This window comes from Marinobacter xiaoshiensis (assembly GCF_031631795.1).
Lineage (GTDB): Bacteria > Pseudomonadota > Gammaproteobacteria > Pseudomonadales > Oleiphilaceae > Marinobacter > Marinobacter xiaoshiensis.
In genome coordinates this window covers 80,903-104,200 of record NZ_JAVMBO010000014.1, presented here as the reverse complement: position 1 = coordinate 104,200, position 23,298 = coordinate 80,903, and the positions used below count along the sequence as shown (strand labels likewise).

Here is a 23,298-nt window from a genome sequence, read left to right as displayed (position 1 = left end):
CTTCCTGTTAATCTGCGGAAACTACCGCACCTTCCTAGTGAACTGTAGGCCGACAAGGCTGCGTGCCAGACCTTTTTGTTGTTGAGCTGGCTCAAACTTTCCTGAACTGAGCCCGTACACTTTGCACTAAAAAACTGACGTACTTATCACTACTTATAACATAAAACTCGAGTACCTCAACAAGGCTGGCGTGTAACAATTAGTACAGGCCGACACAGTTCTCATTCTGCGCCCTCGAGTTTACTCCAGACAGTTTCACCTGCCTTCTTTTCCATAGCAGACATGAATGCCTGATGCGCCTCTGATTCAACGTCTGTGGCGGCAACAACACGCAAACGGGGACGGTCAGGACTCAACCGTCGAATTCCTCCACCCATGCCTCCATTATCCGACCCGGCATCCAGCGACAAGGCTGTCTGCCCACCGGTGAGAAGCAGATACACCTCTGCAAGGATCTCGGCATCCAGCAGAGCTCCATGCAGCTCCCGGTTACTGTTATCAACGCCGTAGCGTTTACAAAGGGCGTCCAGGTTGTTCTTCTGCCCAGGGTGCTTGGCTCGCGCAATCGCAAGGGAATCGACAATACCGCAGTAATCCGCCGTTTTGCGCACAGGTTTGATCCGGCCAAACTCCGAATCCATGAAACCCACGTCAAACGCGGCATTATGAATAACAAGCTCTGCACCCTTGATGAACTCGAAAAACTCATCAGCAATGTCTGCAAATTTCGGCTTATCCACGAGAAACTCGTTGGTAATCCCGTGGATAGTGATGGCTTCGGCTTCGATTTCCCGCTCAGGGTTCACGTACACATGGTAGTTACGCCCTGTGAGCTTGCGCTCCATCATCTCGACACACCCGATCTCGATGATCCGGTGACCTTGTGCCGGGTCAATACCGGTGGTTTCTGTATCCAGTATTATCTGTCTCATAATTCCCACATTAATCCAGTTCAGCAACGCCCTTGTTCGCAAGTTCGTCTGCGAGTTCGTTATCCGGCACACCTGCGTGGCCTTTTACCCAGTGCCAATTAACCTTGTGCTTACTGGTTTCCGAATCCAGTTCCCGCCAAAGGTCCTCGTTTTTAACCGGCTTTTTCGCTGATGTTTTCCAGCCGTTACGCTTCCATCCTGAGAGCCATTCAGTAATTCCCTTCCGTACATACTGGGAGTCCGTGTACAGCTCCACTTCGCAATCGCGCTTGAGTGCTTGCAACCCCTTGATTGCAGCCATTAACTCCATGCGGTTATTAGTGGTGTGCCGCTCTCCACCGTGCATGGTTTTTACCGCATCACCATAGCGCAGAACAACACCCCAGCCACCTCGGCCCGGGTTACCTTTGCAAGCACCATCGGTATACACAATTACCTTCCCCGACATTCAAACTCCCACAATTAATGGCCCTGTAGGCCTGTCATTTTTCCGGATGGTCACGGCTCTGTGGCGAGCATCCCCGCGCAGCACCAACTGTACCCGTTCCAGACAAACCCAAAACGCTACTTTGCCGCCAAACATGTCGCCGTGGGATTCGCGCACACACCCGTTTTTTTGCAAGGATACAGTAATAGGCCCCAACCGGCAGAAACCTGTAACCAGATAATCGCTCACCCAGCACACCCGTCCCCTTGCGACCACTGCGCTGGAAAGGTAATCGATAAAAACGAGTCAGGGATGTTTCAACCTGAAAGTCCAGCAAGTGGAGCCAGTCCTCCATTCGTCCACGGGACAAGAACCGCCCACCCCACGGGCCACCATTATGGCGTGATATCAGCCTTCGCATTCCCCATAAACTGATGGGATTAAAGCCGATCAGAGCAATCATGCCATCGCCTCGCAACACCCGGGCAGCCTCTCTCAATACCTGATGGGGATAGGGCGAAAAATCTGCGGTATGGTGGAGGACCACAAGATCTATTGAGTCCCCGGGAAAGGGCAATTCGTCGGCATCGCACACAACCACCCCGTCAGGTATGTTGGCAAAGCAGCTGGGGGTAGTCATGATTTTCTGGGAAAAGTCAGTTCCATTTGCCAGTGGAAGCCGATGACTAATGCCAACCTGAAGCTGCCGCGCTCCCGTCAACCGATTCAGTCGCTGCTCAAGAAAAGCCCGTTGGTCTGCCAGCAACCTGCGCCCAAGCGGTGTCTGAAACCAGTTTTCAAAGCTCTCGCTCCTGGATGAATAATCAACGTTCTGGGCATTCTTCACACTGCCATTACTCCCGTTTTGAATAACCGGCAAGGACAACCCCGAATTCACCGACTGTTGGGGCTACGACCGTAATGCTCTATCATATGAGACAAACTTGCCAAGCATTTACGGGGACATCTGATGCTCACCATCTCCGCCATACCGGCATTCAACGACAACTACATCTGGTGCATTGCAGACACAGATACCGGTAAAGCCCTGATTGTGGACCCTGGCCAGGCAAAGCCGGTTCAGGATCATCTCGCAGAACAGGGGCTGAAACTGGACACGATTCTCGTTACCCACCACCATCCTGATCACGTTGGGGGCATCAAGACTCTGGTTCAGGACAATCCAGATTGCCGCGTAACCGGACCAGCAGAATCACCCTTTAAAGGTAGCACCAACCTTGTACATCCGGGCGACGAAGTGATTTGGAGAGATATCACTTTCCAGGTTATGGGTGTTCCAGGGCACACTCTTGATCACATTGCCTACTTCACCGACGTTGAAATCGGTGGGCGCCCAGCTCTGTTTTGTGGCGACACCCTTTTCGTTATCGGCTGCGGCCGGCTCTTTGAAGGCACACCGGCCCAGATGCTGGAGTCACTGAAGTCCATTCGTGAACTCCCAGGTGAAACGGCCATTTACTGCGCCCACGAGTACACCCTTTCCAACCTTCGCTTCGCCCGCAGTTTACTGCCGGATGACAGCAAACTTGAAGCCTTTGAACGCCATTGCAAAGACAAGCGACAAGCAGGTGAACCTACCGTGCCGTCAGTTCTTGAAGAGGAAAAGCAACTTAACCCGTTTTTACGCTGGGACGACCCCATGGTAGTAAGTGCAGCCAAACGCTATGCAGCCGAACACGGTCTGCCGGTGGATTCGGACAGTGCGATCTTCGCTGCAATTCGTCACGGTAAAGATAACTATTGATCGGTTAACAAAACCTCTCAATGTCGTAACGAGAGGTTTCTTGACCCAATTAAACGAGCTCCCATAGAATCGTTTAAACTTTTGCTCCTAACTCATTAAATATGCCGGGTTTTCAGACACAATCCCAGCGACAATCCAGACTCGGAAAACGCCTATGTTGGTTAAACGTTTGCCCCTGCTTTTTATTCTTGGTGCTTTGGCAGGCGGCTGCAGCTCTCTGTATCTTTCCAAAGAATCTGCATCTGAAAACCCGCTGGACTCGGAAGAGGTAACTCTCGCTGCCGGAGATGAAGGGCTTAAAGAATCGGTGGAAAGTGGCAAAGACAGTGACGCAGTACGAAATGAGCCACTGGATGACGCAATCGCGCCTGAACTCAAAGTTGCCGCACGGGAAGCTCGGGAAAAACTGGATAATCCGGATCAGAATATCACCACAGAAGTTGCCGGGCAGGCAGATATGTGGGACCGGCTCAGAGCCGGGTTTATGTTGGACCACGATATTGACAACAAGCGTGTTCAGGACCAGCTTAACTGGTATGCGCGGCACCCAGGCTACATAAACCGGGTAGTCGAGCGCGGAAGCCGGTACCTTTACCACATTGTTAACGAAACTGAGAAACGAGGTCTTCCAGCAGAATTCGCACTGTTACCCGTGGTAGAAAGCGCATTTGATCCCTTTGCGTACTCCCACGGGCGGGCAGCAGGGCTCTGGCAATTTATACCCTCAACAGGCAAGTACTTTGGGCTGACTCAAAGCTGGTGGCACGATGACCGCCGCGACGTAATTGCCGCGACGGATGCCGCCCTCACTTACCTTGACCGCCTGACCACTCGCTTTGGTGGTGACTACACCCTCGCCTTGGCTGCATACAACAGTGGCGGCGGCACGGTTTCCAGCGCCATGCGCCGGAACCGAAAAAGCAACAAACCCGAAGATTTCTGGTCATTACAGCTACCGCAAGAAACTCGACATTACGTCCCAAAGCTGATTGCGCTGGCAAAGATATTTGATGACCCCGAAGCCTACGGTATAGAGCTCCCTGCCCTTCTGGACGAACCCTATTTCGATATCGTTGACACTGGTGGGCAACTGGATTTGGCCCAGGCAGCGGAGCTTGCGGGGGTCGACATCGATGAGATATACCTGCTAAATCCCTCGTATAACCGCTGGGCAACCTCTCCGGAAGGCCCCCATCGATTGCTGGTGCCGCACAAGAATGCTGAAAGTTTCCGCACAGCTCTGGCGGAAATCCCACCGGAAAAACGCGTGTCCTGGCGTAACTATGTCGTCAAATCGGGTGACAGCCTGAACACCATATCCAGAAAGTTCTCCACCACGCCGGCGGTATTGCAGCAGGTCAACAACCTCAACAGCGACCTGATCCGCATTGGCCAACGGCTGATGATTCCCTCAGCATCAAAAAATTCCGATGCCTACGCTCTCAGCGCATCCCAGCGGCTAGAGCGCAAGCAGGACAAAAAACGGGCAGGAAGCAAGCTGCGCTATACCGTGCGCCGTGGCGACACCTTCTGGGATATTGCCCGCGAGCATCGGGTTTCAGTACGCCAGGTTGCGGCCTGGAACGGTATGGCGCCCGGAGACCCTCTCATACCCGGCAAGGAGTTGGTGATCTGGTCAAATACAGCCCAACCCACCATTGCCTCAGCTGACAGCACCCGTGGCAAAGCCATGGTCCGCAAGGTGGGCTACCGCGTTCGTAAAGGCGACTCTCTTGCCCTCATTGCCAATCGTTTCTCGGTAAATGTGCGAGACATCGCAAGCTGGAACGATCTGAACACCTCCCGTTATCTGCAACCAGGGCAAAGTCTGGTACTCTACGTCGACATCCGGAACAGCCCCTGATCATCACCTACTAAGGGCCGGAACTTTCAGTAAGTATAAGAATCATAAAAATTTAGCAGACAGGAGCGCGGGGCAGGATGCCCGGCGCGTCAGCTTAAAACACCTGAATGTGCGAGACCCATGACAAGAATCTTTACCGCCCCACGCCTTACAACATTTTTTTCAGTTCTGGCTCTTTTTGCTTCTCCCACCTCTTTGTATGCCAGCGATTCATCAACAGACACTGAGCAGCTCGAAGCCCAACCGGTCCACGGCATGGCCATGCATGGCGCGCCCAGATATCCGGAGGGGTTCAGCCATTTCGACTACGTTAACCCCGAGGCGCCAAAAGGTGGCGCTCTGAAAATGGCCGTAGTGGCTAACGGTTTCGACACCTTCAACCCCTTTGTTATTCGCGGAGTTGCCGCAGCGGGCATCAGTAACTATCTCTACGACACTCTGCTGGAGTACTCGGCAGACGAACCCTTCTCCATGTATGGGCTCATTGCGGAGTCACTGGAAACCCCGGAAGACCGCAGCTATGTGGTATTCAACCTCCGGGAATCAGCACGCTTTCAGGATGGCGAGCCCATCGAGGCGGACGACGTAAAATTTTCCTTTGAAATTCTGACCACCCAGGGGCACCCGTTTTACCGCAATTATTATGCGGATGTGAGCAAGGTAACGATTGAGAACCCTCACCGCATCCGTTTTGATTTCCAGGAAACCAGCAACCGGGAACTACCCCTGATTCTCGGCCAGATGCCTATTTTCCCGGCGCATTACTGGGAGAATCGTGAGTTTGGCAAGAACGGACTGACACCACCCGTTGGAAGTGGTGCATACCGCATTGGCAGCTTTGAAGCAGGCCGCACGATCGAGTACGAACGACAGGACGATTACTGGGCAAAAGACCTTGGCGTGCGTAAAGGCCGGTTGAATTTCGACCGTGTTCGCTACGATTACTATACCGACGATACGGTTGCACTGGAGGCGTTTAAAGCGGGTAGCTTTGATTTCAGAGTAGAAACCTCTGCCAAAAACTGGGCAACAGCCTACACCGGTGAAAAGTTTGATAACGGCACTATCATCACTGAAGCCATTGAACACCACCGCCCCACAGGTATGCAGGGTTTCGTGTTCAACACCCGCAAGAAAGTGTTCAGCGATCCCCTGGTACGGGAAGCACTCACTTACGCATTCGATTTTGAGTGGACCAATAAAAATCTGTTCTATGGTCAATATGACCGCACCAACAGCTACTTCGAAAACAGTGAACTGGCAGCAACCGGCCTGCCAACTGGCCGGGAACTTGAAATACTCGAAGGTTACAAGGACAAGTTGGACCAGGACATCTTCACCAAAGCATTTGAAGCACCCTCCACAGATGGTAAGCAAGGCCTGAGAGGTAACCTCAGAACAGCGATGGAACTGCTGCGTTCGGCGGGTTATGAAGTTCGCGACGGCAAAATGGTGCATACAGAAACAGGCAAACAACTGGCCTTCGAAATACTGTTATTCCAGAAAACCTTTGAGCGAGTTGTCCTGCCCTTCAAAAATAACCTCGCCCGTCTGGGCATTGATATGTCTGTGCGCCTTGTGGACAGTAATCAGTACGTTCAACGTGTGCGTGAGTTCGACTACGACATGATTACCCAGGGCATCGGCCAGTCAGACTCCCCGGGTAATGAGCAGCGCGAGTATTGGCACTCATCCACGGTAGATGCCAACGGCTCGCGCAACTACGCTGGCGTGAATGATCCGGTAGTCGACGAACTGGTAAGCCTTGTAATTCAGGCCCCAAATCGGGATGAACTGGTACAGCGCACCCGCGCGCTCGATAGAGTTCTGCTGCACGGGCATTACGTGGTACCACACTGGCACCTGGCTAAAGATCGCGTTGCCTACTGGAGCCACTTGAAACATCCGGAAAAGACTCCCAAAAACGGCACCGACCTCGACGACTGGTGGGCTGAGCCCTGAGGAAGTAGCCGCTAAATGGGCATTTATATACTCCGGCGCCTGGCGCTGATTATTCCTACTCTGATCGGCATTTTGCTGCTCAACTTCGTGATCATTCAGGCTGCGCCTGGTGGCCCGGTTGAACAACTGATTGCGGAAATGGAAGGCCACGGCGGCAGTGCCCTGGCCCGGGCAGGTGGCGGCGATACAGGAGGCGAGGTTTCCAGCGCTTCCAGTGACCGCAGGGGCTCCCGAGGTATTCCTGATGAAATGCTGAAGGAAATCGAAGTCATGTATGGCTTCGACAAACCCGCCCATGAGCGTTTCTTTAAAATGCTCAAAGACTACGCCACCTTCAATTTTGGAGATTCTTTTTTCCGGGAACGAAGTGTCACCGAGCTAATTGTGGACAAGATGCCTGTGTCTATCTCCCTTGGGCTCTGGTCTACCCTGATCATCTACTTTATATCCATACCGCTTGGCATCCGTAAAGCAGTGACAGACGGTTCCCGTTTTGATGTGTGGAGCAGTTCTGCCATTGTTATCGGCTACGCTATTCCGGGCTTCCTGTTCGCTATCCTGCTCATCGTCCTCTTTGCCGGTGGTAGCTACTTCGATTGGTTCCCTCTGCGAGGACTGACCTCTTCCGACTTTGATCAGATGAACTGGTACCAGCAGGTTGGCGATTATTTCTGGCACCTCGCGTTGCCGGTTACCGCCAACGTGATCGGCGGCTTCGCCACACTCACCCTGCTCACCAAGAACTCATTCCTCGACGAAATTGGCAAACATTATGTGGTAACAGCAAGAGCCAAGGGTCTGGATGAAAAGCAGGTTCTGTACGGGCACGTTTTCCGCAACGCCATGCTGATTGTGATTGCGAGCCTTCCCGGTGTTCTTGTTTCGCTGTTTTTTACCGGCTCGCTATTGATTGAGGTGATTTTCTCCCTGGACGGCCTTGGTCTGCTTGGTTTTGAAGCGGCGCTAAACCGGGATTATCCGGTTATTTTTGGCACCCTCTTTATTTTTACGCTCATGGGGCTCGCTCTGAAACTGATCAGCGACATTACCTATGTGCTCGTAGACCCCCGCATCGACTTTGAAAGCCGGGAGGGCGCGTAACATGAAGGCGCTGACGCCCATTCAACAAAGACGCTTGCGTAACTTCCGCAAGAACCGCCGCGGATTCTGGTCTCTGTGGGTATTTCTGGCCATTTTTGGGCTTACTCTGGTGGCCGAATTAATCGCAAATGACAAACCGCTTGTCATTTCCTATCAGGACACACTGTATTTCCCGGTAATAGAGAGAGTGTCTGAGGAAACCTTTGGCGGTTTTTTGCCAACAGATGCAGACTACAGGGACCCCTTCATTGCTGAAGAAATTCAGGCCAATGGCTGGATGTTCTGGCCGCCGATTCGCTTCAGTTACGACACGATAAATTATGATCTTGAGGTGCCCTCACCTGCACCGCCAAGTTCCGTAAACTGGCTAGGCACTGACGATCAAGGTCGGGATGTCGCCGCACGGGTTATTTACGGCTTCCGCATTTCGGTCTTGTTCGGCCTGACGCTCACCATCGCCAGCTGTATCGTTGGCGTAATGGTTGGTGCAATCCAGGGCTTTTACGGCGGCAAAATTGACTTGATTGGTCAACGTTTTATAGAAATCTGGTCGGGGCTGCCGGTACTGTATCTGTTGATTATTCTCTCCGGCATTGTGCAACCAAACTTCTGGTGGCTGCTCGGCATCATGTTAATGTTCAGTTGGATGGGACTGGTTGATGTAGTCCGCGCAGAGTTCCTGCGAGCCCGTAATTTCGAATACGTCAAAGCCGCAAGGGCACTTGGGCTGGATAACCGGAAAATCATGTTCCGCCACATTTTGCCTAATGCGATGGTGGCAACTCTGACCTTCCTGCCATTTATCCTGACCGGAGCCATTACCGGCCTGACTTCCCTTGATTTTCTTGGCTTTGGTTTGCCCTCAGGCTCACCTTCTCTTGGGGAGCTGATTGCCCAAGGCAAGGCGAACCTGCACGCTCCCTGGCTAGGCATTTCAGCCTTCGCTTCCTTATCACTGATGCTGACCCTGCTGGTTTTTGTAGGGGAAGCTGTGCGGGATGCCTTTGATCCCCGCAAGAACGGTTAAGAGGCAGCTATATGAGCACACTATTGGAAATAACAAATCTGTCGGTCAGCTTCAACCAGGGACCAAAGGCCGTGGATTCCATATCCCTCAGCCTGAACAAAGGCGAAACTCTGGCGCTGGTTGGTGAAAGTGGTTCGGGTAAATCCGTTACGGCGTTGTCTGTGTTACGGCTTCTGGATGAACGATACGCCAGCTATCCCAGTGGTAAGATTCGCTATCGGGGCGAAAACCTTCTGCAGGCCTCAGAGAAGCGTTTGCGCCAGGTTCGTGGGCGCGAGATCAGCATGATCTTTCAGGAGCCCATGACCTCTCTGAACCCTCTGCACAACATTGAGAAGCAAATCAGCGAGACCCTGGAACTGCACAAGGGCATGCGCGGGCCCCAGGCAAGGAAGCGTTGCCTGGAACTGTTAACGCTGGTCGGTATAGAGAACCCGGAAAGCCGCCTTGGCGCCTATCCGCACCAGCTTTCCGGAGGTCAGAAACAACGTGTGATGATTGCCATGGCGCTGGCAAACGAGCCGGACTTGCTGATCGCGGATGAGCCAACCACCGCGCTGGACGTAACCGTTCAGAAGCAAGTTCTGGAGCTGTTACAGGATCTGCAGCAGAAGTTAGGCATGGCCATTTTGCTGATTACTCACGACCTCACTATTGTGCGGCGTTATGCCAACCGGGTTGCGGTCATGGAGCACGGCAAACTGGTTGAGCAAGCTGAAACGACTACCCTGTTTGATTCACCCAGCCACCCTTACACCCGCAAACTTTTGAGTGCCGAACCTCCGGAAGCACCTCTGGCTCCCCCGAAAAGCGACAAGCCGTTGTTGAGCGTCAGCAATCTGGATGTTCGCTTCCCCACTCGCAAGGGGCTATTCGGCAAAGTAAAAGAACATTTTCATGCGGTCAAACAGGTCAGCTTCAGCCTAGATCGCGGCCAGACGTTAGGCATTGTGGGTGAAAGCGGTAGTGGTAAAACAACCATAGGCCATGCGCTATTGAAACTTACCGGCAGCACCGGAAGTATCAAGCTAGACGGCCAAGAGCTGTCGGATCTGGATCAGAGCGCCTTCCGGCCCTGGCGCCGCCGGGTACAGATTGTATTTCAGGATCCGTTTGGTAGCCTGAGCCCGAGAATGTCCATCGCCGAAATTGTTCGCGAGGGGCTTGAGATACACGATGCGGATAACCGTGATACCCACGACACAAAAGTGATTGCGGCGCTAAAGGACGTAGGGTTAGACCCTGATGCAAGGCACCGTTACCCGCATGAATTCTCTGGTGGCCAACGTCAGCGCATTGCAATCGCCAGGGCACTGGTGCTGCAGCCGGATCTCATCATTCTGGATGAGCCCACCTCAGCCCTGGATCGCACCGTGCAAAAGCAGGTCATCGAACTGCTTCGGGATATTCAGGCACGCTATGGTCTAAGCTATATCTTTATCAGTCACGATCTTGCGGTTGTGCGGGCGCTTAGTCATCAGTTGCTGGTACTTCGGCGGGGGTCGATTGTGGAATATGGGGATGCCGGTGATGTTTTCCGGGCCCCTGCTGAAACATACACACAAGAGTTGCTGCACGCGGCTTTTTTCTACCAAGCGAAAGATGCCAATATCACTACGACTATTTGAGCGTTACTCCTGCCGGCTTACTTCGGGGATAATGCTCTAAAATCAGGAACAAAGGGAGAAGGATCCATGGGTATACTCAGTGGTAAGAGAGCGCTGATTGTTGGCGTAGCCAGCAAACTGTCCATTGCTTACGGTATTGCAGACGCCTTTGCCCGCGAAGGTGCGGAACTGGCTTTCACCTACCAGAACGACAAGCTGCAACCGCGAGTAGAGAAATTTGCCGAGGGCTGGGGTAGCAAGCTTATATTTCCTTGCGACGTGGCCAGCGATGAAGAAATTGAAAATGTCTTCAAGGAACTGAACAAGCACTGGGACAACATCGACATTATCGTCCACGCCGTTGGCTTTGCACCTGGGCATGAGCTCGATGGCAACTACGTTGACGTGACCACCCGGGAAGGCTTCAAGATCGCCCACGACATCAGCTCCTACAGCTTTGTTGCCCTGGCAAAGGGTGCACGCTCCATGATGCACGAAGGCAGCTCTCTGCTCACTCTCACCTATCTGGGTGCAGAGAAGGTTCTTCAGAACTATAACGTGATGGGGCTTGCCAAAGCCTCACTTGAAGCGAACGTAAGGTACATGGCTGCCAGCCTGGGCCGCGATGGAATTCGGGTGAACGGTATTTCTGCGGGGCCGATCAGAACCCTGGCAGCCTCAGGCATCAAGAGTTTCCGCAAGATGCTGGCAGAAAACGCACGTCGCGCACCGCTTCGTCGTAACGTAACCATTGAGGAAGTGGGTAATGCGGCCGCATTTTTAACATCTGACATGGCCAGCGGTATTACCGGTGAGATTATGTACGTAGATGGTGGCTTCAACATCACTGGCATGGGCGAACTTGAAGAGTAATCCATTGCAGATCATGGAAAAGCCAGCGGCAAGCTGGCTTTTCTACTTTCAGAACCGGACAGTATGAACTAGGACGCCTCCATGGCGCTGGCTACAGCCTCTGTCCATTCCACATAGGCTGTTTGAGCAGATTCAACAATTCGCATCCCTACCAGATAGCCGGCCTTTTCCGGCCGAGACCAAACAACCTCCACAGTCAGAACAAACGGTTCTTCATGGTCTCCCAGTGAGACTGACACCGGATACAAGGCACCCGCCGACAGGCATTCCTCAGAAAGCAGACAAAGCCCGCTGACGGAAATATCACGCACGGCACAAGCCATCTCTCGTCTGGAGGAACCAGGGATGCCTTCAGATGCAGGATATCCGGCTTCAAGCTCAAGCGTAATCTGTGCACGGGCCGTTAGACGGTACTGTTTGCGGTTGTCCTGCCCGCCAGCGGGGTCTTCCTCTGTTCCAAACGTATAGTCAGTATCTTTCATTATTATTCCTGGCTTCTTGTTTGCGGACTGATCAGTTACGCCCGACTCGTATACGGCCAACCACTCTGCTTAGTGTGTCATCAAACTCCGCTGCGCCGCCCATAACGCGAATCCGTTCCTCGACGATTCCCAACACCAGCTCATCTTCCAGAAATTCCCGGCGATTGAGCCCAAGCCGGTCGACGAATATCAGTTTTCTGGAGGCATTTGTGCGAACAGCAAGTTTGAGTCTGGCATCTTCAGTTTCGGGTTCTTCTGCTTTCACCACAATCCAGCCACCCAGGCCTATCTCGTCGACCTGCTTCTGCGCAACCAGCATCTTTTCCCTGTAGAGTCTTTCCTGCTCCGCTTGCTCGTCTGCCAAACGCTGGTCCTCTGCTTCCCGGCGCTGGCGCTCCTGCATTGCCAGGCGCTCAGCTTCCTGCTGCTGACGGGCTAATTCTGCCGCCTCCCTCTCTTTGCGCAGCGCTTCGGCACGGGCCTTTGCCGCAGCAGCCGCCGCCTCACGCTGCACCCGCTGTTTTTCGTACGCTGCTGCAAGGAGTTGCACGGTTTCTTCAAGCACATTACCAAAAGGTGTCGGAGCCGGCAGAGGGCGAATTTTTCCGATCTCCTTGGCTTCACAGAAGTCCTCCCAGGGTTGCAAACCGAGCTTTACGCCCGTGCCGTTGGTCCAAAGTATTTCAGCAGTATCTTCCAGCAAAACACAGAAAAAACGACGTTGTTCAGATTCGCCCTCACCTTGAACGAACCACATCCCCTCAAAAGACTGAAATTCCCGGCTTTCTAAAGCTTCAAAGCTGAGCCACACAGGGTTCCATGAGAAGTTACGGCTTTCAGGCAGTGCATCGATCAATTCGGGCGTATCGCCACGTAATCTGGACATCATCACTGTCCCAATGCCGGCGAGGGAGTTAGGTGTAAGCGGGCGATCAAACACACGGCCCCAAACATCCACCAGTCGGTCACCTATCTGTTCGCCAACATGGTACAAACGATCCCTGTCTTTATCTGACAGCGAGGGGTCACCAACCCACACCAACCACTCCAGCAATTTGCTGCCATGGCGGCAGGTTTCACCGTTAACTCCTGAGTCCCACACAGCCTGCTTGAGCAGGCCCTGCCAATGATCAAAAATAAAATCGAGTACCGGCTGAGGCAATTTCCGCCCCTGCAGGGCCCGGCCAATAAGAGCTCTTGAAGTCTGCTCTGCTCGCCGCTGGCGCGCGGCACCCTGCTCGGTCTCCTGCAGTCGCAGGCGCAGCCTTCCAGTTTGTGCATCACGCTTGGCTGAATCCTCCTGCCACTGCTCGCAAAACGTGTCCACAGCACCGGTGGAGTCAGAATCGAAAGCGGCAGAAACCGCAACAACCAGCGTGTCTAGCTGATCGAGAAGCGCTTTCGATGAGCGGCCACCAGAATCACTCCAGCCACGCCACTCCTGCAAGCTATCGAGCCACTCCAGCAACACGTTACTAAAAGCCTGATGGCCATCGAGATCCATACGCCAAGCAAGATAAAACCGTAAGCGGGCGATACGTCGGGCAATCTCGGCGTGCAGCCCGCTCGTTTTGAGGAATACATCCATGATGCGATCGGCCACATAGGCCGCGTTGATCTGTCGCACTGACCACTCAAGGTGCACAGAACGAATAACGTGAGTTACACGCTCATTCCGTTGTTCCGTCCAGCATGAAAACAGCAGCGGCTTCCAGTCGCTGGCTGTTTCTGGTGACAACTTACCCACAGGGTAAGGAAGGTCGGGAACACGGATACCGGCAAGCACATCGTCAATTTTTTCGGCAACCGCCTTCCGCGAAGCCACCTGGTGGGACTTCGGCCTGTTTTGTGACATCCATTCCTCATGCTTAAGAAGCGTTGAAAAGGCCCAGTAAATAAAGCAGTATAACGAACTCGCCGGGGTTGACCACAACTGCGCCCGGCCTTATTTGCTTTAATCTGCAGTCCTGCTGGCTTATTTCACAGTACAGCCAGGCTACAATGAAAAGAATCGGGGAACCCGCAAAAAATGTCCGGCAATAAACTTGAAAACTTGAACGTGGCGAGCCAGGAAACACTTATTACCCCTGAAAAGCTCAAACAGGATATGCCACTCACCGGTAAGGCCGCGCAAACCGTTACGAATGGCCGCCAGGCGATTTATGACATTATTGACGGTAAAGACCATCGTTTGTTCCTGGTGGTGGGCCCCTGCTCTATTCACGACGTGGATGCGGCCCGTGATTATGCCAACCGCCTCAAGAAGCTTGCAGATGAAGTAAGCGACACCCTGCTTATCGTGATGCGTGTATATTTTGAAAAACCACGCACAACCGTTGGCTGGAAAGGTCTGATCAACGACCCACACCTGAACGACACCTTTGATATCGAACGAGGCCTGCAACTTGGTCGTCGTCTCTTGCTCGATATTAACGAGCTGGGCTTGCCCGTTGCGACTGAAGCACTTGATCCAATTTCGCCGCAATACCTTCAGGATTCCATTGCCTGGTCTGCCATTGGCGCCCGCACCACAGAATCCCAGACGCACCGTGAGATGAGCAGCGGCTTGTCCATGGCCATTGGCTTCAAGAATGGCACAGATGGCAGCCTGGATGTTGCCGTAAATGCCATGAAGTCCGTTTCCTATTCCCACAATTTCCTAGGAATAGACCAGCAAGGCCAGGTTGCGATCATCCGAACCAAAGGCAACCAGTACGGCCACGTGGTTCTGCGCGGGGGTGGTGGCAAGCCCAACTACGACTCCGTGAGCGTTACTCTGTGTGAACAGGCACTGGAAAAAGCCGGCCTGCGTAAATCCATTATGGTGGATTGCAGCCACGCAAACTCCAGCAAAGACCCGGCTATCCAGCCATTGGTTATGCAGGACGTCACCCATCAGATCCTCGAAGGTAATACTTCGATTCAAAGCCTGATGATTGAGAGCAACATCAACTGGGGCAACCAGTCTATTCCCGAGAATCTGGCAGACCTTAAATACGGCGTGTCTGTCACCGATGCCTGTATCGATTGGGAAACCACCGAGAAAGCCATTCGCGAGATGCGCAATAAACTGAAAGACGTGCTGCCAAAGCGAAAAGCAACCTGATTTTGATGCAACGGCATAAATGGAAACGGGGAGCTTCAGGCTCCCCGTTTTTTTTGACTAATACTGCTAATCAGGCCGTCAGGTCAGGCAAACCTCCAACCCAGTCCAAGCGATCCCTCAAAGCAACGACATGGCCAACAATGACAAGGGTTGGCGCCTGAACGTTTTCTTCGGTTACCCGCTGCACAATAGTTTCCAGGTTGCCGGTAACCACTTGTTGTTCCCGAGTGGTGCCCTTGGAAATAAGAGCAACCGGCATATCCGGTGTCATACCATGCCCTATCAGCTCTTTACAGATAATAGGAAGGCCAACCAACCCCATATAAAAAACCAGTGTCTGATTGGTCTGGACAAAATCCTTCCAGGGCAAATCGCAGGTATTATTTTTGAGATGGCCTGTCACAAAGCGCACAGACTGAGCATAATCCCGGTGCGTCAACGGAATGCCCGCATAGGACGCACACCCGGATGCCGCCGTTATCCCAGGCACAACCTGAAACCGAATTCCAGCGCTGGCCAATGTCTCAATTTCTTCACCGCCACGGCCAAAGATAAACGGGTCTCCGCCTTTTAATCTGACAACCCGAAAACCTTGCTTGGCAAGATCCACTAATCTCTGGTTGATCTGATCCTGAGGCAAAGTGTGGTTCGCCCGCTGTTTACCAACGTGGATCTTCTCAGCTGATTCGGGAATCAACGCGAGAATCTCCGGCGAAACCAAACGATCGTAGAGCACCACCTCTGCCGAGGTAATAAGGCGCCAGGCCTTCAGCGTAAGCAACTCCGGATCCCCGGGGCCAGCACCCACAAGGGCAACTTCCCCTGCGGAGCTGTTGGGGTTCGAGGTGACCGGGTTTGCTCTGTAGCGGACAGGTGCAGGCCTTGAACCCACACCTGATCCTACTGGTTGTTCAGGCTTGTCGTTCATTGAATACGCTCGGCACCACCCATGTATGGTTTGAGGACTTCGGGAACAAGAATGCTGCCGTCCGCCTGCTGATAGTTCTCCATAACAGCAATCAAAGCTCGGCCAACCGCCAGGCCAGAACCGTTCAGAGTGTGTACAGGCTCTGGCTTACCGGTTTCCGGGTTACGCCAGCGGGCACCCATTCGGCGAGCCTGGAAGTCGCGAGTATTGGAGCAGGAGGAGATCTCACGATACTTGCCTTGCCCAGGCAGCCAGACTTCAATGTCGTAGGTTTTCGCTGCCGAAAAGCCCATATCCCCACCGCACAAAGCAACCAGTCGATATGGTAATTCAAGCAACTGAAGCACTTTTTCGGCATGACCAGTAAGCGCTTCCAGTGCAGCATCGGATTCTTCAGGGCGAACCACTTGCACCAATTCAACCTTATCGAACTGGTGCTGGCGGATCATGCCTCGGGTATCACGGCCGTAGGATCCCGCTTCACTACGGAAGCAAGGGGTATGACAAACCATCTTCAGAGGCAACTCTGCGGCGTCGAGAATCGTATCTGACACCAGGTTGGTTACCGGTACTTCTGCGGTCGGTATCAGATAGAGTGAAGGTTCGCCCTGCATCTTGAACAGATCATCTTCAAACTTTGGCAGTTGGCCTGTGCCATAAAGCGCATCGGCATTAACCAGATAAGGCACATAGGTTTCTGAATAACCATGTCCGTCTGTGTGCAGGTTCAGCATGAACTGGGCAAGAGCACGGTGCAGTCGCGCGATTTGCCCCCGCATGACGGCAAATCGTGAGTGCGCAAGCCGGGTGGCGGTTTCAAAATCCAGACCGCCGAGTTCATCGCCCAATGCAACGTGATCCTTGGGCTCAAAATCAAACGTCTTGGGTGTACCCCAGGTGCGAACTTCAATGTTGTCTTCTTCGCTGTCGCCAGGGGTTACGTCCGCATCCGGCAGATTTGGAATGCCCGCAAGAAAGTTATTGAGTTCCTGCTGCAAGACATTCAACTCTTTCTCCGCCTCAGACTTACGGGACTTCAGGCTTTCTACTTCGTCCAGTAGCGGCTGTATGTCTTCACCCGCCGCTTTGGCCTTACCAATGGACTTCGATTTTTTATTCTGCTCGCTCTGCAGGTTCTCTGTGCTTACCTGAAGGGCACGGCGGCGCTCTTCAAGAGTTTCAAAAGCGGCGATATCAAATACGAAGTTCTTGATGGCCAGCCGGCGGGCGATCTCTTCAGTCTGGTTGCGGACGAGTTTGGGATCGAGCATGGGTATCCTGGATTTTCCGGTTTGCGATGTATGTAGAATAACTCGCCATTATACCCGTGCCGGCGCCGGTGGCTACCGCTGCAGAAACCTTGTTTGGGGTTCAGGTATGGCGTTTTATGGGGCTTTGTTGATTGAGTGCGTCGAGCCGCTGGCGCTTTTCTGAAAGTTTGATTTCCAGGCCGCGGTTGACGGGCTCGTAGTACCGACGCTGATGAATGGCCTCGGGCAGGTAGGACTCCCCCGCCGCAAAGGCATCCGGCTCATGATGTGCATAGCGATAGGTGTCACCGTGGCCCAGGCTTTTCATGAGTTTGGTGGGGGCATTTCGCAGATGCACCGGGACTTCGTAATCCGGGTCCTTCCGTATATCGGCCATGCACTGATTATAGGCCTTGTAAACGGCATCGCTTTTTGGGGCAAGCGAGAGATAGGTCACCGCCTGTGCCAGGGCAAGCTCTCCTTCAGGACTGCCCAAGCGCTCCTGAACATCCCAGGCATCCATACTTAATTGCAGCGCACGAGGATCGGCATTGCCTATATCTTCACTCGCAATGCGCACCAGGCGGCGAGCAACGTACAATGGATCACACCCACCATCGAGCATACGGCACAGCCAATAAAGCGAACCATCGGGGTCTGAGCCCCTTACAGACTTGTGCAGGGCTGATATCTGGTCGAAGAATACGTCTCCGCCCTTATCAAAGCGCCGCAGACTGGTTTGCATCACCTGTTCAAGGTGGTCGGCATTAACCCGGCTTTTCCCGTCGCTGCCCGGCTCCGCCAGATCCGCCGAAATCTCAAGAATATTGAGCGCTCTGCGCGCATCACCACCAGATGCCGAGGCCATAACTCCAAGCACGTCATCCGACACCTCAAGCTGGCCGCCGAACCCCTCTTCTGCTGCAAGCGCCCTGGCCAACAGCCGCAGAATATCGGCTTCCTCCAGATTCTTGAGGACATACACACGGGTGCGAGACAGTAAAGCGCTGTTCAATTCAAAAGAAGGATTTTCGGTGGTGGCACCAACAAATATAAACGTGCCGTCTTCGATATGTGGCAGGAACGCATCCTGCTGGCTTTTGTTGAAGCGGTGGACTTCGTCCACAAACAAAAGCGTATCCTGACCTTGGGATTGCTTGCGGTTACGGGCGCGCTCAACAATGGCACGGATATCCTTAACACCACTGAGCACCGCAGATACTGTTTCGAAGCTGAGATCGCCAACGCTTGCCAGCAGTTGTGCAAAGGTGGTTTTACCAACTCCCGGTGGCCCCCACAGGATCATGGAGTGCAGTTGTGCCTGCTCTACTGCTCTGCGCAGTGGTTTTCCCGGCCCGACAAGATGGGCCTGGCCAACGTAATCGTCGAGGCTTTCAGGGCGCATGCGTGCCGCGAGAGGCCGAAATCCGACCTGCTCGGTGAACAGGCTGCTTTGCATATCAGTTATCGTCCCGGATTACGTCAACGCCCTCCGGGTACTCAAGCTTGAACACACTTCTTTCCACGGTTTCATTTAGCCGAATGTGATCAAAGCTGAGTACACTGAGCTGTGACAGCGAGTCCTGCATACGCATCTCCTGCAACTCATTGTTGAAGAAGGTCAAACGCAGAGATACAAACAACGAATCTTCATTTTTCGGCTCAAGCGTGAACTCCCGGGTGTCTTCGCTTATCTGGCGGCCGGAAACCCTGTAGGTTTCTTCCAGGTTATCAACCTCTCCACTAAGCAGCAGGGCGGGGGTGTTTTGAACGCGGTCGTCCAGACTGTGAATCGTTACCTGCTCCAGATCCGGGTCATAAACCTCTACACTCTTTCCATCACTGACAATGAGCTGTGACAAAGGCGCGCGGGTTTCCCAGTAAAACAGGCCTGGTCGTTTCGCCTTCAGCAAACCACGGGTTTCCTGCACATTATTCCCGTTCTCACTGACTACTATCTGAATAAAGTCTGCCTGGTAGGTTTCGTAACTTTTCAGCAGGGAGGCAAGCTCAGTGGCTGAGCCATCTTTGCCCGCTGCCAGCAGTGAACCGCTGAACAATACTGCCACCGTCAGTGTCGCAACCAATGCCGACAGGCGTTTCAGAAAAAGCTGTTGCATACAATACGACTCCTAATCTCTGGGTGGGGGCGGGGCCAAAACTTCACGGGCCCCGTTGTGACCGGCTGAACTGACCACTCCGGATGCTTCCATGGCTTCAACCAGGTTGGCCGCCCGGTTATAACCTATCTTGAATTTGCGCTGCACGGAGGAAATAGAAACTCTGCGCCCTTCGGTTACAAAAGCGACCGCTTCATCAAACAGCGCGTCGCCTTCATTGTCGCCACCCTCAGATAAGGTGGGTACACCCGGCAGGTGTTCGCCTTCAGCGCCATTAAGTACGTCATCCACGTACACCGGCTCGCCTCTGGCTTTCCAGGCACTCACAACACGGTGCACCTCATCGTCATCCACAAAGGCGCCGTGAACTCGCACAGGAAGCCCGGACCCAGGTGGCAGATAAAGCATATCGCCGTGTCCTAGTAGCTGCTCCGCGCCGCCCTGATCAAGAACAGTGCGCGAGTCAATCTTGGACGATACCTGGAACGAAATACGGGTAGGAATGTTTGCCTTGATCAGGCCAGTAATTACATCCACAGAGGGCCGCTGAGTGGCGAGGATCAAGTGAATACCTGCCGCCCTCGCCTTCTGGGCGATACGTGCAATCAGCTCTTCTACTTTCTTGCCAACAATCATCATCATGTCGGCGAACTCATCGATAACCACAACAATCAACGGCAAATGCTCAAGCTCCGGGCGTTGTTGCTCATCGTCGGCAAGGTACTCGTCCGGTTTCCAAAGCGGATCCAGAAGCGGTTCACCGGCGGCAGCCGCTTCTTTAACTTTAAGATTGTAACCCGCCAGGTTTCGTACCCCTTGCGTGGACATTAGCCGGTATCGACGCTCCATCTCCGCCACGCACCAACGCAGTGCATTTGCCGCCTCTTTCATGTCGGTAACAACAGGTGCAAGAAGGTGCGGGATACCATCGTAAATGCTGAGTTCCAACATCTTGGGGTCAACCATGATGAAGCGCACATCCTCTGGCCCAGCCTTCAAAAGCATACTGAGCAGCATGGCGTTCACACCGACCGACTTACCGGAACCGGTGGTACCGGCAACCAGCAGGTGAGGCATTTTGGCCAGGTTCGCAACCATAGGGTTGCCGCCGATATCGTTACCCAGCGCCATGGTAAGCGCCGAACTGGATTCCTTGAACACCCGGGAACCGAGCACTTCGCTAAGCCGAACAATTTCCCGCTTTTCGTTGGGAATCTCAATGCCAACGACTGACTTGCCGGGAATAACCTCAACAACACGAACACTCAGGACCGCAAGTGAACGCGCCAGGTCTTTGGCAAGATTGGAAATCTTGCTGACTTTAACACCCGCTGCCGGTTTGATTTCGAACCGGGTGATTACCGGGCCAGGGTTAACTTCAACCACTTCCACAGACACACCAAAGTCGCTCAGCTTTTCCTCAAGCAATCGCGACATGTGCTCCAGAGCCTCTTCGGAGTACCCGCTCTCTTTATGCTCCTCGGGTGGATCGAGCAAGGAAATAGGCGGAATCGGGCTTTCTATATCCTCAAGCAGCGAGGCCTGAGAGTTTTTAGCGCTGTTGGCCAGCGGTGGCTGCTCGTTCTTCTTGAATGGCGATATTTTCAGTGACCGACCACCGGCCGGTGGGGCTGCTTTTTCCTTGTTTGGGTCCAGCGATTGGCTGCGCCCTTTCGCAGGCGCATCGTCCCGGGAGCTGAAACTTTCCAGCCGGGCAGGTTCCGGATCTTCACTAGCAGAAAAACCTTCAATAGCAGGCTCTTGCCGCTCGCTGTGTCGGGCTTTTGGTTTGGAAGCCTTGGCTGGCCCAAATCCGGGGATGCTATGCCACCAACGTTTACCTGACTTGTCCCTGGCAACATTATTGTCAGGCTGGCTAATCCGGGCCGCTGGTTGAGGCTTTTGAGCGACAGGACTCTGCTCCGGCTGGGCAGGTTTCTCCAGCGCTGGCTTCGTTTTGTCGGATTGCACAAGTTTTTTGAGATACTGCCCCAGCCGGAGAGCGAGGCCACCGAGCTGATCCATAAGCCAGAACCAGGACAATCCGACAGTGACTGTCAGAGCGAAAAGAAAGATCGCTATAAGTAAAAGCGTGGTTGCAGGCAGGTTAAAAAACCGAATCATGGCATCTGAAACAGCGGTACCAAGTACACCACCTGAGGACGCACCGAGACCAAACACAGAGTAAAGCGAGAGAAGACTGGTAGCAGAGAGCAGGATCAGCAAAAAGCCGCCAAAGCGCATCAGAAACAGCGGCCAGTGCATATCAAGAGAATCATTACGCCTGCGGATCAGCATGATGGCATAACCCGCCACCATCATCGGAAACAGATAGGCAACGTGACCGAAAAAGTCCATCAACAGACTCGCCAGCCAAGCGCCGGAGCGGCCGGCTGCGTTCAACACGCTGGTATCATGACCAATACTGGCCCAGCCTGGGTCCGAAGGGCTGAACGTCACAAGCGCCATAGCCAAATAAATGCATAGGGCAATGAGCCCGATCACCGCGCCTTCACGGGCACCCTGCGCAGCAAGGCGGCGAAAGCGCAGCTGTTTCTCTGTCAGTTTTTGTGGTGATTGCTTCGCTTTTGCAGATTCGGCCATGAATACTCAAACGTTAGGTGTTGCTTGCGTTCTGAAGTACCTGAAACCCTCTGTACAAGTCTGTTTTCAGATCTTCGACTGCTTCTATGCCCACCGAAACACGCAAAAGATTTTCGGTGATACCAGCTCTGGATTTGTCTTCCGGCGATAAGCGCCCGTGAGTCGTTGTGGCCGGATGGGTAATCGTGGTTTTAACGTCGCCCAGGTTGGCGGTAATGGAAATCATCCGGGTGGCATCGATAAACTTCCAGGCTTCTTCCCGGCCGCCCTTCAGACAAAATGACAAAACCCCACCAAACCCTTTCTGCTGCTTTTTAGCAAGCGCATGCTGTGGATGGCTATCAAGCCCTGCGTAATATACCCGCTCCACCGCAGGCTGCTGCTCCAGCCACACTGCCAACTCTAGCGCATTGTCGCAATGGGCTCGCATACGGATTGGTAAGGTTTCCAGGCCCTTGTGAAAGACCCAGGCGTTAAAAGGGCTCATTGTGGGCCCCGCGGACCTCAGGAAGCCATAGACTTCGCCCATGAGCTTTGTTGGACCAACCACCACACCACCTACACAGCGGCCCTGACCATCAAGATACTTGGTTGCAGAGTGGATAACGATATCCGCGCCGTGTTCCAAAGGCCGTTGCAGCACCGGCGTGCAGAAACAGTTGTCCACCACGAACAGGGCATCATTTTCGTGGGCAAGCTTTGCCAGCGCCTCCATGTCGGCCACTTCGCAAAGAGGATTGGACGGTGTTTCGATAAACAGCATGCGGGTATTTGACCGCATAGCCCCGGCCCACTCCTGAGCATCAGTAAGGCTCACAAATGACGTTTCAACACCAAACTTAGCCATGTATTTCTGAAACAGCACATTGGTGGTTCCGAATACACCACGGGAGCAAATAACGTGATCGCCAGTCTTCAACAGTGCCATGCAGGTGCTGAGAATAGCGGCCATGCCAGATGAGGTTGCAACCGCACGCTCACCACCTTCCATTGCAGCGATACGGCCCTCAAATGCCTGGACCGTTGGGTTGGTAAACCTGGAGTAGATATTACCTGGCTCTTCACCACCAAAACGGGCCGCTGCCTGAGCTGCACTGGAGTATACGAAGCTGGAAGTGGGAAAAATGGCATCGCTGTGTTCCAGCTGACCAGTGCGCAGCTGCCCTGCCCTCACCGCCAGAGTATCCAGAGACATACCCTCAAGATCCGATTCGGGAATCTGGACAGTTTCTTCGCGGTGAAAAGTCATG

Annotated in this window: 18 protein-coding genes and 1 pseudogene; 8 read left to right on the top strand and 11 right to left on the bottom strand. The window is 53.5% G+C overall.

What is annotated here, in order from left to right; genetic code table 11:
• Positions 1-221: 221 nt before the first annotated feature.
• Genes dnaQ through RKA07_RS10310 form a run of 3 tightly spaced genes read right to left on the bottom strand, consistent with a single transcriptional unit; the run spans position 222 to position 2,206 of the window.
• Entirely contained in the window at positions 222-932 is a 711-nt protein-coding gene (dnaQ, locus tag RKA07_RS10320; RefSeq protein WP_200200750.1) for a DNA polymerase III subunit epsilon, read from the bottom strand.
• A 10-nt stretch (positions 933-942) separates the two neighbouring features.
• A complete protein-coding gene (gene rnhA / locus RKA07_RS10315) occupies positions 943-1,380 on the bottom strand; it encodes a ribonuclease HI (protein ID WP_200369530.1) in 438 nt (145 codons plus the stop codon).
• Positions 1,381-1,414: 34 nt separating this feature from the next.
• Positions 1,415-2,206, bottom strand: coding sequence for a class I SAM-dependent methyltransferase (locus RKA07_RS10310; RefSeq protein WP_200369529.1), 792 nt, complete (start codon positions 2,204-2,206; stop codon positions 1,415-1,417).
• 123 nt (positions 2,207-2,329) lie between these two features.
• Between RKA07_RS10310 and gloB the strand changes: the two genes are divergently transcribed.
• The 7 genes from gloB (at position 2,330) to RKA07_RS10275 (ending at position 11,558) form a co-directional block, all read left to right on the top strand.
• Positions 2,330-3,124: a hydroxyacylglutathione hydrolase gene (gene gloB, locus RKA07_RS10305; protein WP_200369528.1), complete on the top strand. Its 795-nt coding sequence runs from the start codon at positions 2,330-2,332 to the stop codon at positions 3,122-3,124.
• Between the two features lie 154 nt (positions 3,125-3,278).
• Entirely contained in the window at positions 3,279-4,988 is a 1,710-nt protein-coding gene (locus RKA07_RS10300) for a LysM peptidoglycan-binding domain-containing protein (protein WP_200200754.1), read from the top strand.
• Positions 4,989-5,108: 120 nt separating this feature from the next.
• Positions 5,109-6,950, top strand: coding sequence for an extracellular solute-binding protein (locus tag RKA07_RS10295; RefSeq protein ID WP_310966279.1), 1,842 nt, complete (start codon positions 5,109-5,111; stop codon positions 6,948-6,950).
• A gap of 15 nt (positions 6,951-6,965) precedes the next feature.
• A complete protein-coding gene (locus RKA07_RS10290; protein ID WP_200200756.1) occupies positions 6,966-8,051 on the top strand; it encodes a microcin C ABC transporter permease YejB in 1,086 nt (361 codons plus the stop codon).
• Between the two features lies 1 nt (position 8,052).
• Positions 8,053-9,078 (top strand): ABC transporter permease, encoded by a 1,026-nt coding sequence (locus RKA07_RS10285; RefSeq protein ID WP_310966278.1) that lies wholly within the window; start codon positions 8,053-8,055, stop codon positions 9,076-9,078.
• An 11-nt stretch (positions 9,079-9,089) separates the two neighbouring features.
• Positions 9,090-10,706, top strand: coding sequence for an ABC transporter ATP-binding protein (locus RKA07_RS10280; protein ID WP_310966277.1), 1,617 nt, complete (start codon positions 9,090-9,092; stop codon positions 10,704-10,706).
• A gap of 66 nt (positions 10,707-10,772) precedes the next feature.
• Positions 10,773-11,558 (top strand): enoyl-ACP reductase FabI, encoded by a 786-nt coding sequence (locus RKA07_RS10275; protein WP_200200759.1) that lies wholly within the window; start codon positions 10,773-10,775, stop codon positions 11,556-11,558.
• A 68-nt stretch (positions 11,559-11,626) separates the two neighbouring features.
• Here the strand turns inward: RKA07_RS10275 and RKA07_RS10270 are convergent, their stop codons facing one another.
• Entirely contained in the window at positions 11,627-12,040 is a 414-nt protein-coding gene (locus RKA07_RS10270) for a PilZ domain-containing protein (protein WP_200369524.1), read from the bottom strand.
• A gap of 31 nt (positions 12,041-12,071) precedes the next feature.
• Complete coding sequence (locus RKA07_RS10265; protein ID WP_310966276.1) at positions 12,072-13,895, bottom strand: DUF1631 family protein; 1,824 nt, start codon at positions 13,893-13,895, stop codon at positions 12,072-12,074.
• Positions 13,896-14,069: 174 nt separating this feature from the next.
• On the opposite strand from RKA07_RS10265, the gene RKA07_RS10260 reads away from it, so the two are divergent.
• Complete coding sequence (locus RKA07_RS10260) at positions 14,070-15,146, top strand: 3-deoxy-7-phosphoheptulonate synthase (protein WP_200369522.1); 1,077 nt, start codon at positions 14,070-14,072, stop codon at positions 15,144-15,146.
• 70 nt (positions 15,147-15,216) lie between these two features.
• Here RKA07_RS10260 and cobA read toward each other — a convergent pair.
• The 6 genes and pseudogenes from cobA to RKA07_RS10230 form a co-directional block, all read right to left on the bottom strand.
• Positions 15,217-15,975: pseudogene (gene cobA / locus RKA07_RS10255) on the bottom strand (uroporphyrinogen-III C-methyltransferase); the annotation flags it as partial.
• 95 nt (positions 15,976-16,070) lie between these two features.
• The gene (gene serS, locus RKA07_RS10250) at positions 16,071-17,345 is read right to left on the bottom strand and encodes a serine--tRNA ligase (protein ID WP_200200764.1); all 1,275 of its coding nucleotides are present in this window, start codon (positions 17,343-17,345) and stop codon (positions 16,071-16,073) included.
• Between the two features lie 100 nt (positions 17,346-17,445).
• Complete coding sequence (locus RKA07_RS10245; protein WP_310966275.1) at positions 17,446-18,783, bottom strand: replication-associated recombination protein A; 1,338 nt, start codon at positions 18,781-18,783, stop codon at positions 17,446-17,448.
• Position 18,784: 1 nt separating this feature from the next.
• Complete coding sequence (gene lolA, locus RKA07_RS10240) at positions 18,785-19,444, bottom strand: outer membrane lipoprotein periplasmic chaperone LolA (protein WP_200369519.1); 660 nt, start codon at positions 19,442-19,444, stop codon at positions 18,785-18,787.
• A gap of 12 nt (positions 19,445-19,456) precedes the next feature.
• Complete coding sequence (locus RKA07_RS10235; protein ID WP_200369518.1) at positions 19,457-22,048, bottom strand: DNA translocase FtsK; 2,592 nt, start codon at positions 22,046-22,048, stop codon at positions 19,457-19,459.
• Positions 22,049-22,061: 13 nt separating this feature from the next.
• The gene (locus RKA07_RS10230) at positions 22,062-23,297 is read right to left on the bottom strand and encodes an O-succinylhomoserine sulfhydrylase (protein ID WP_310966274.1); all 1,236 of its coding nucleotides are present in this window, start codon (positions 23,295-23,297) and stop codon (positions 22,062-22,064) included.
• Between the last annotated feature and the right edge of the window lies 1 nt (position 23,298).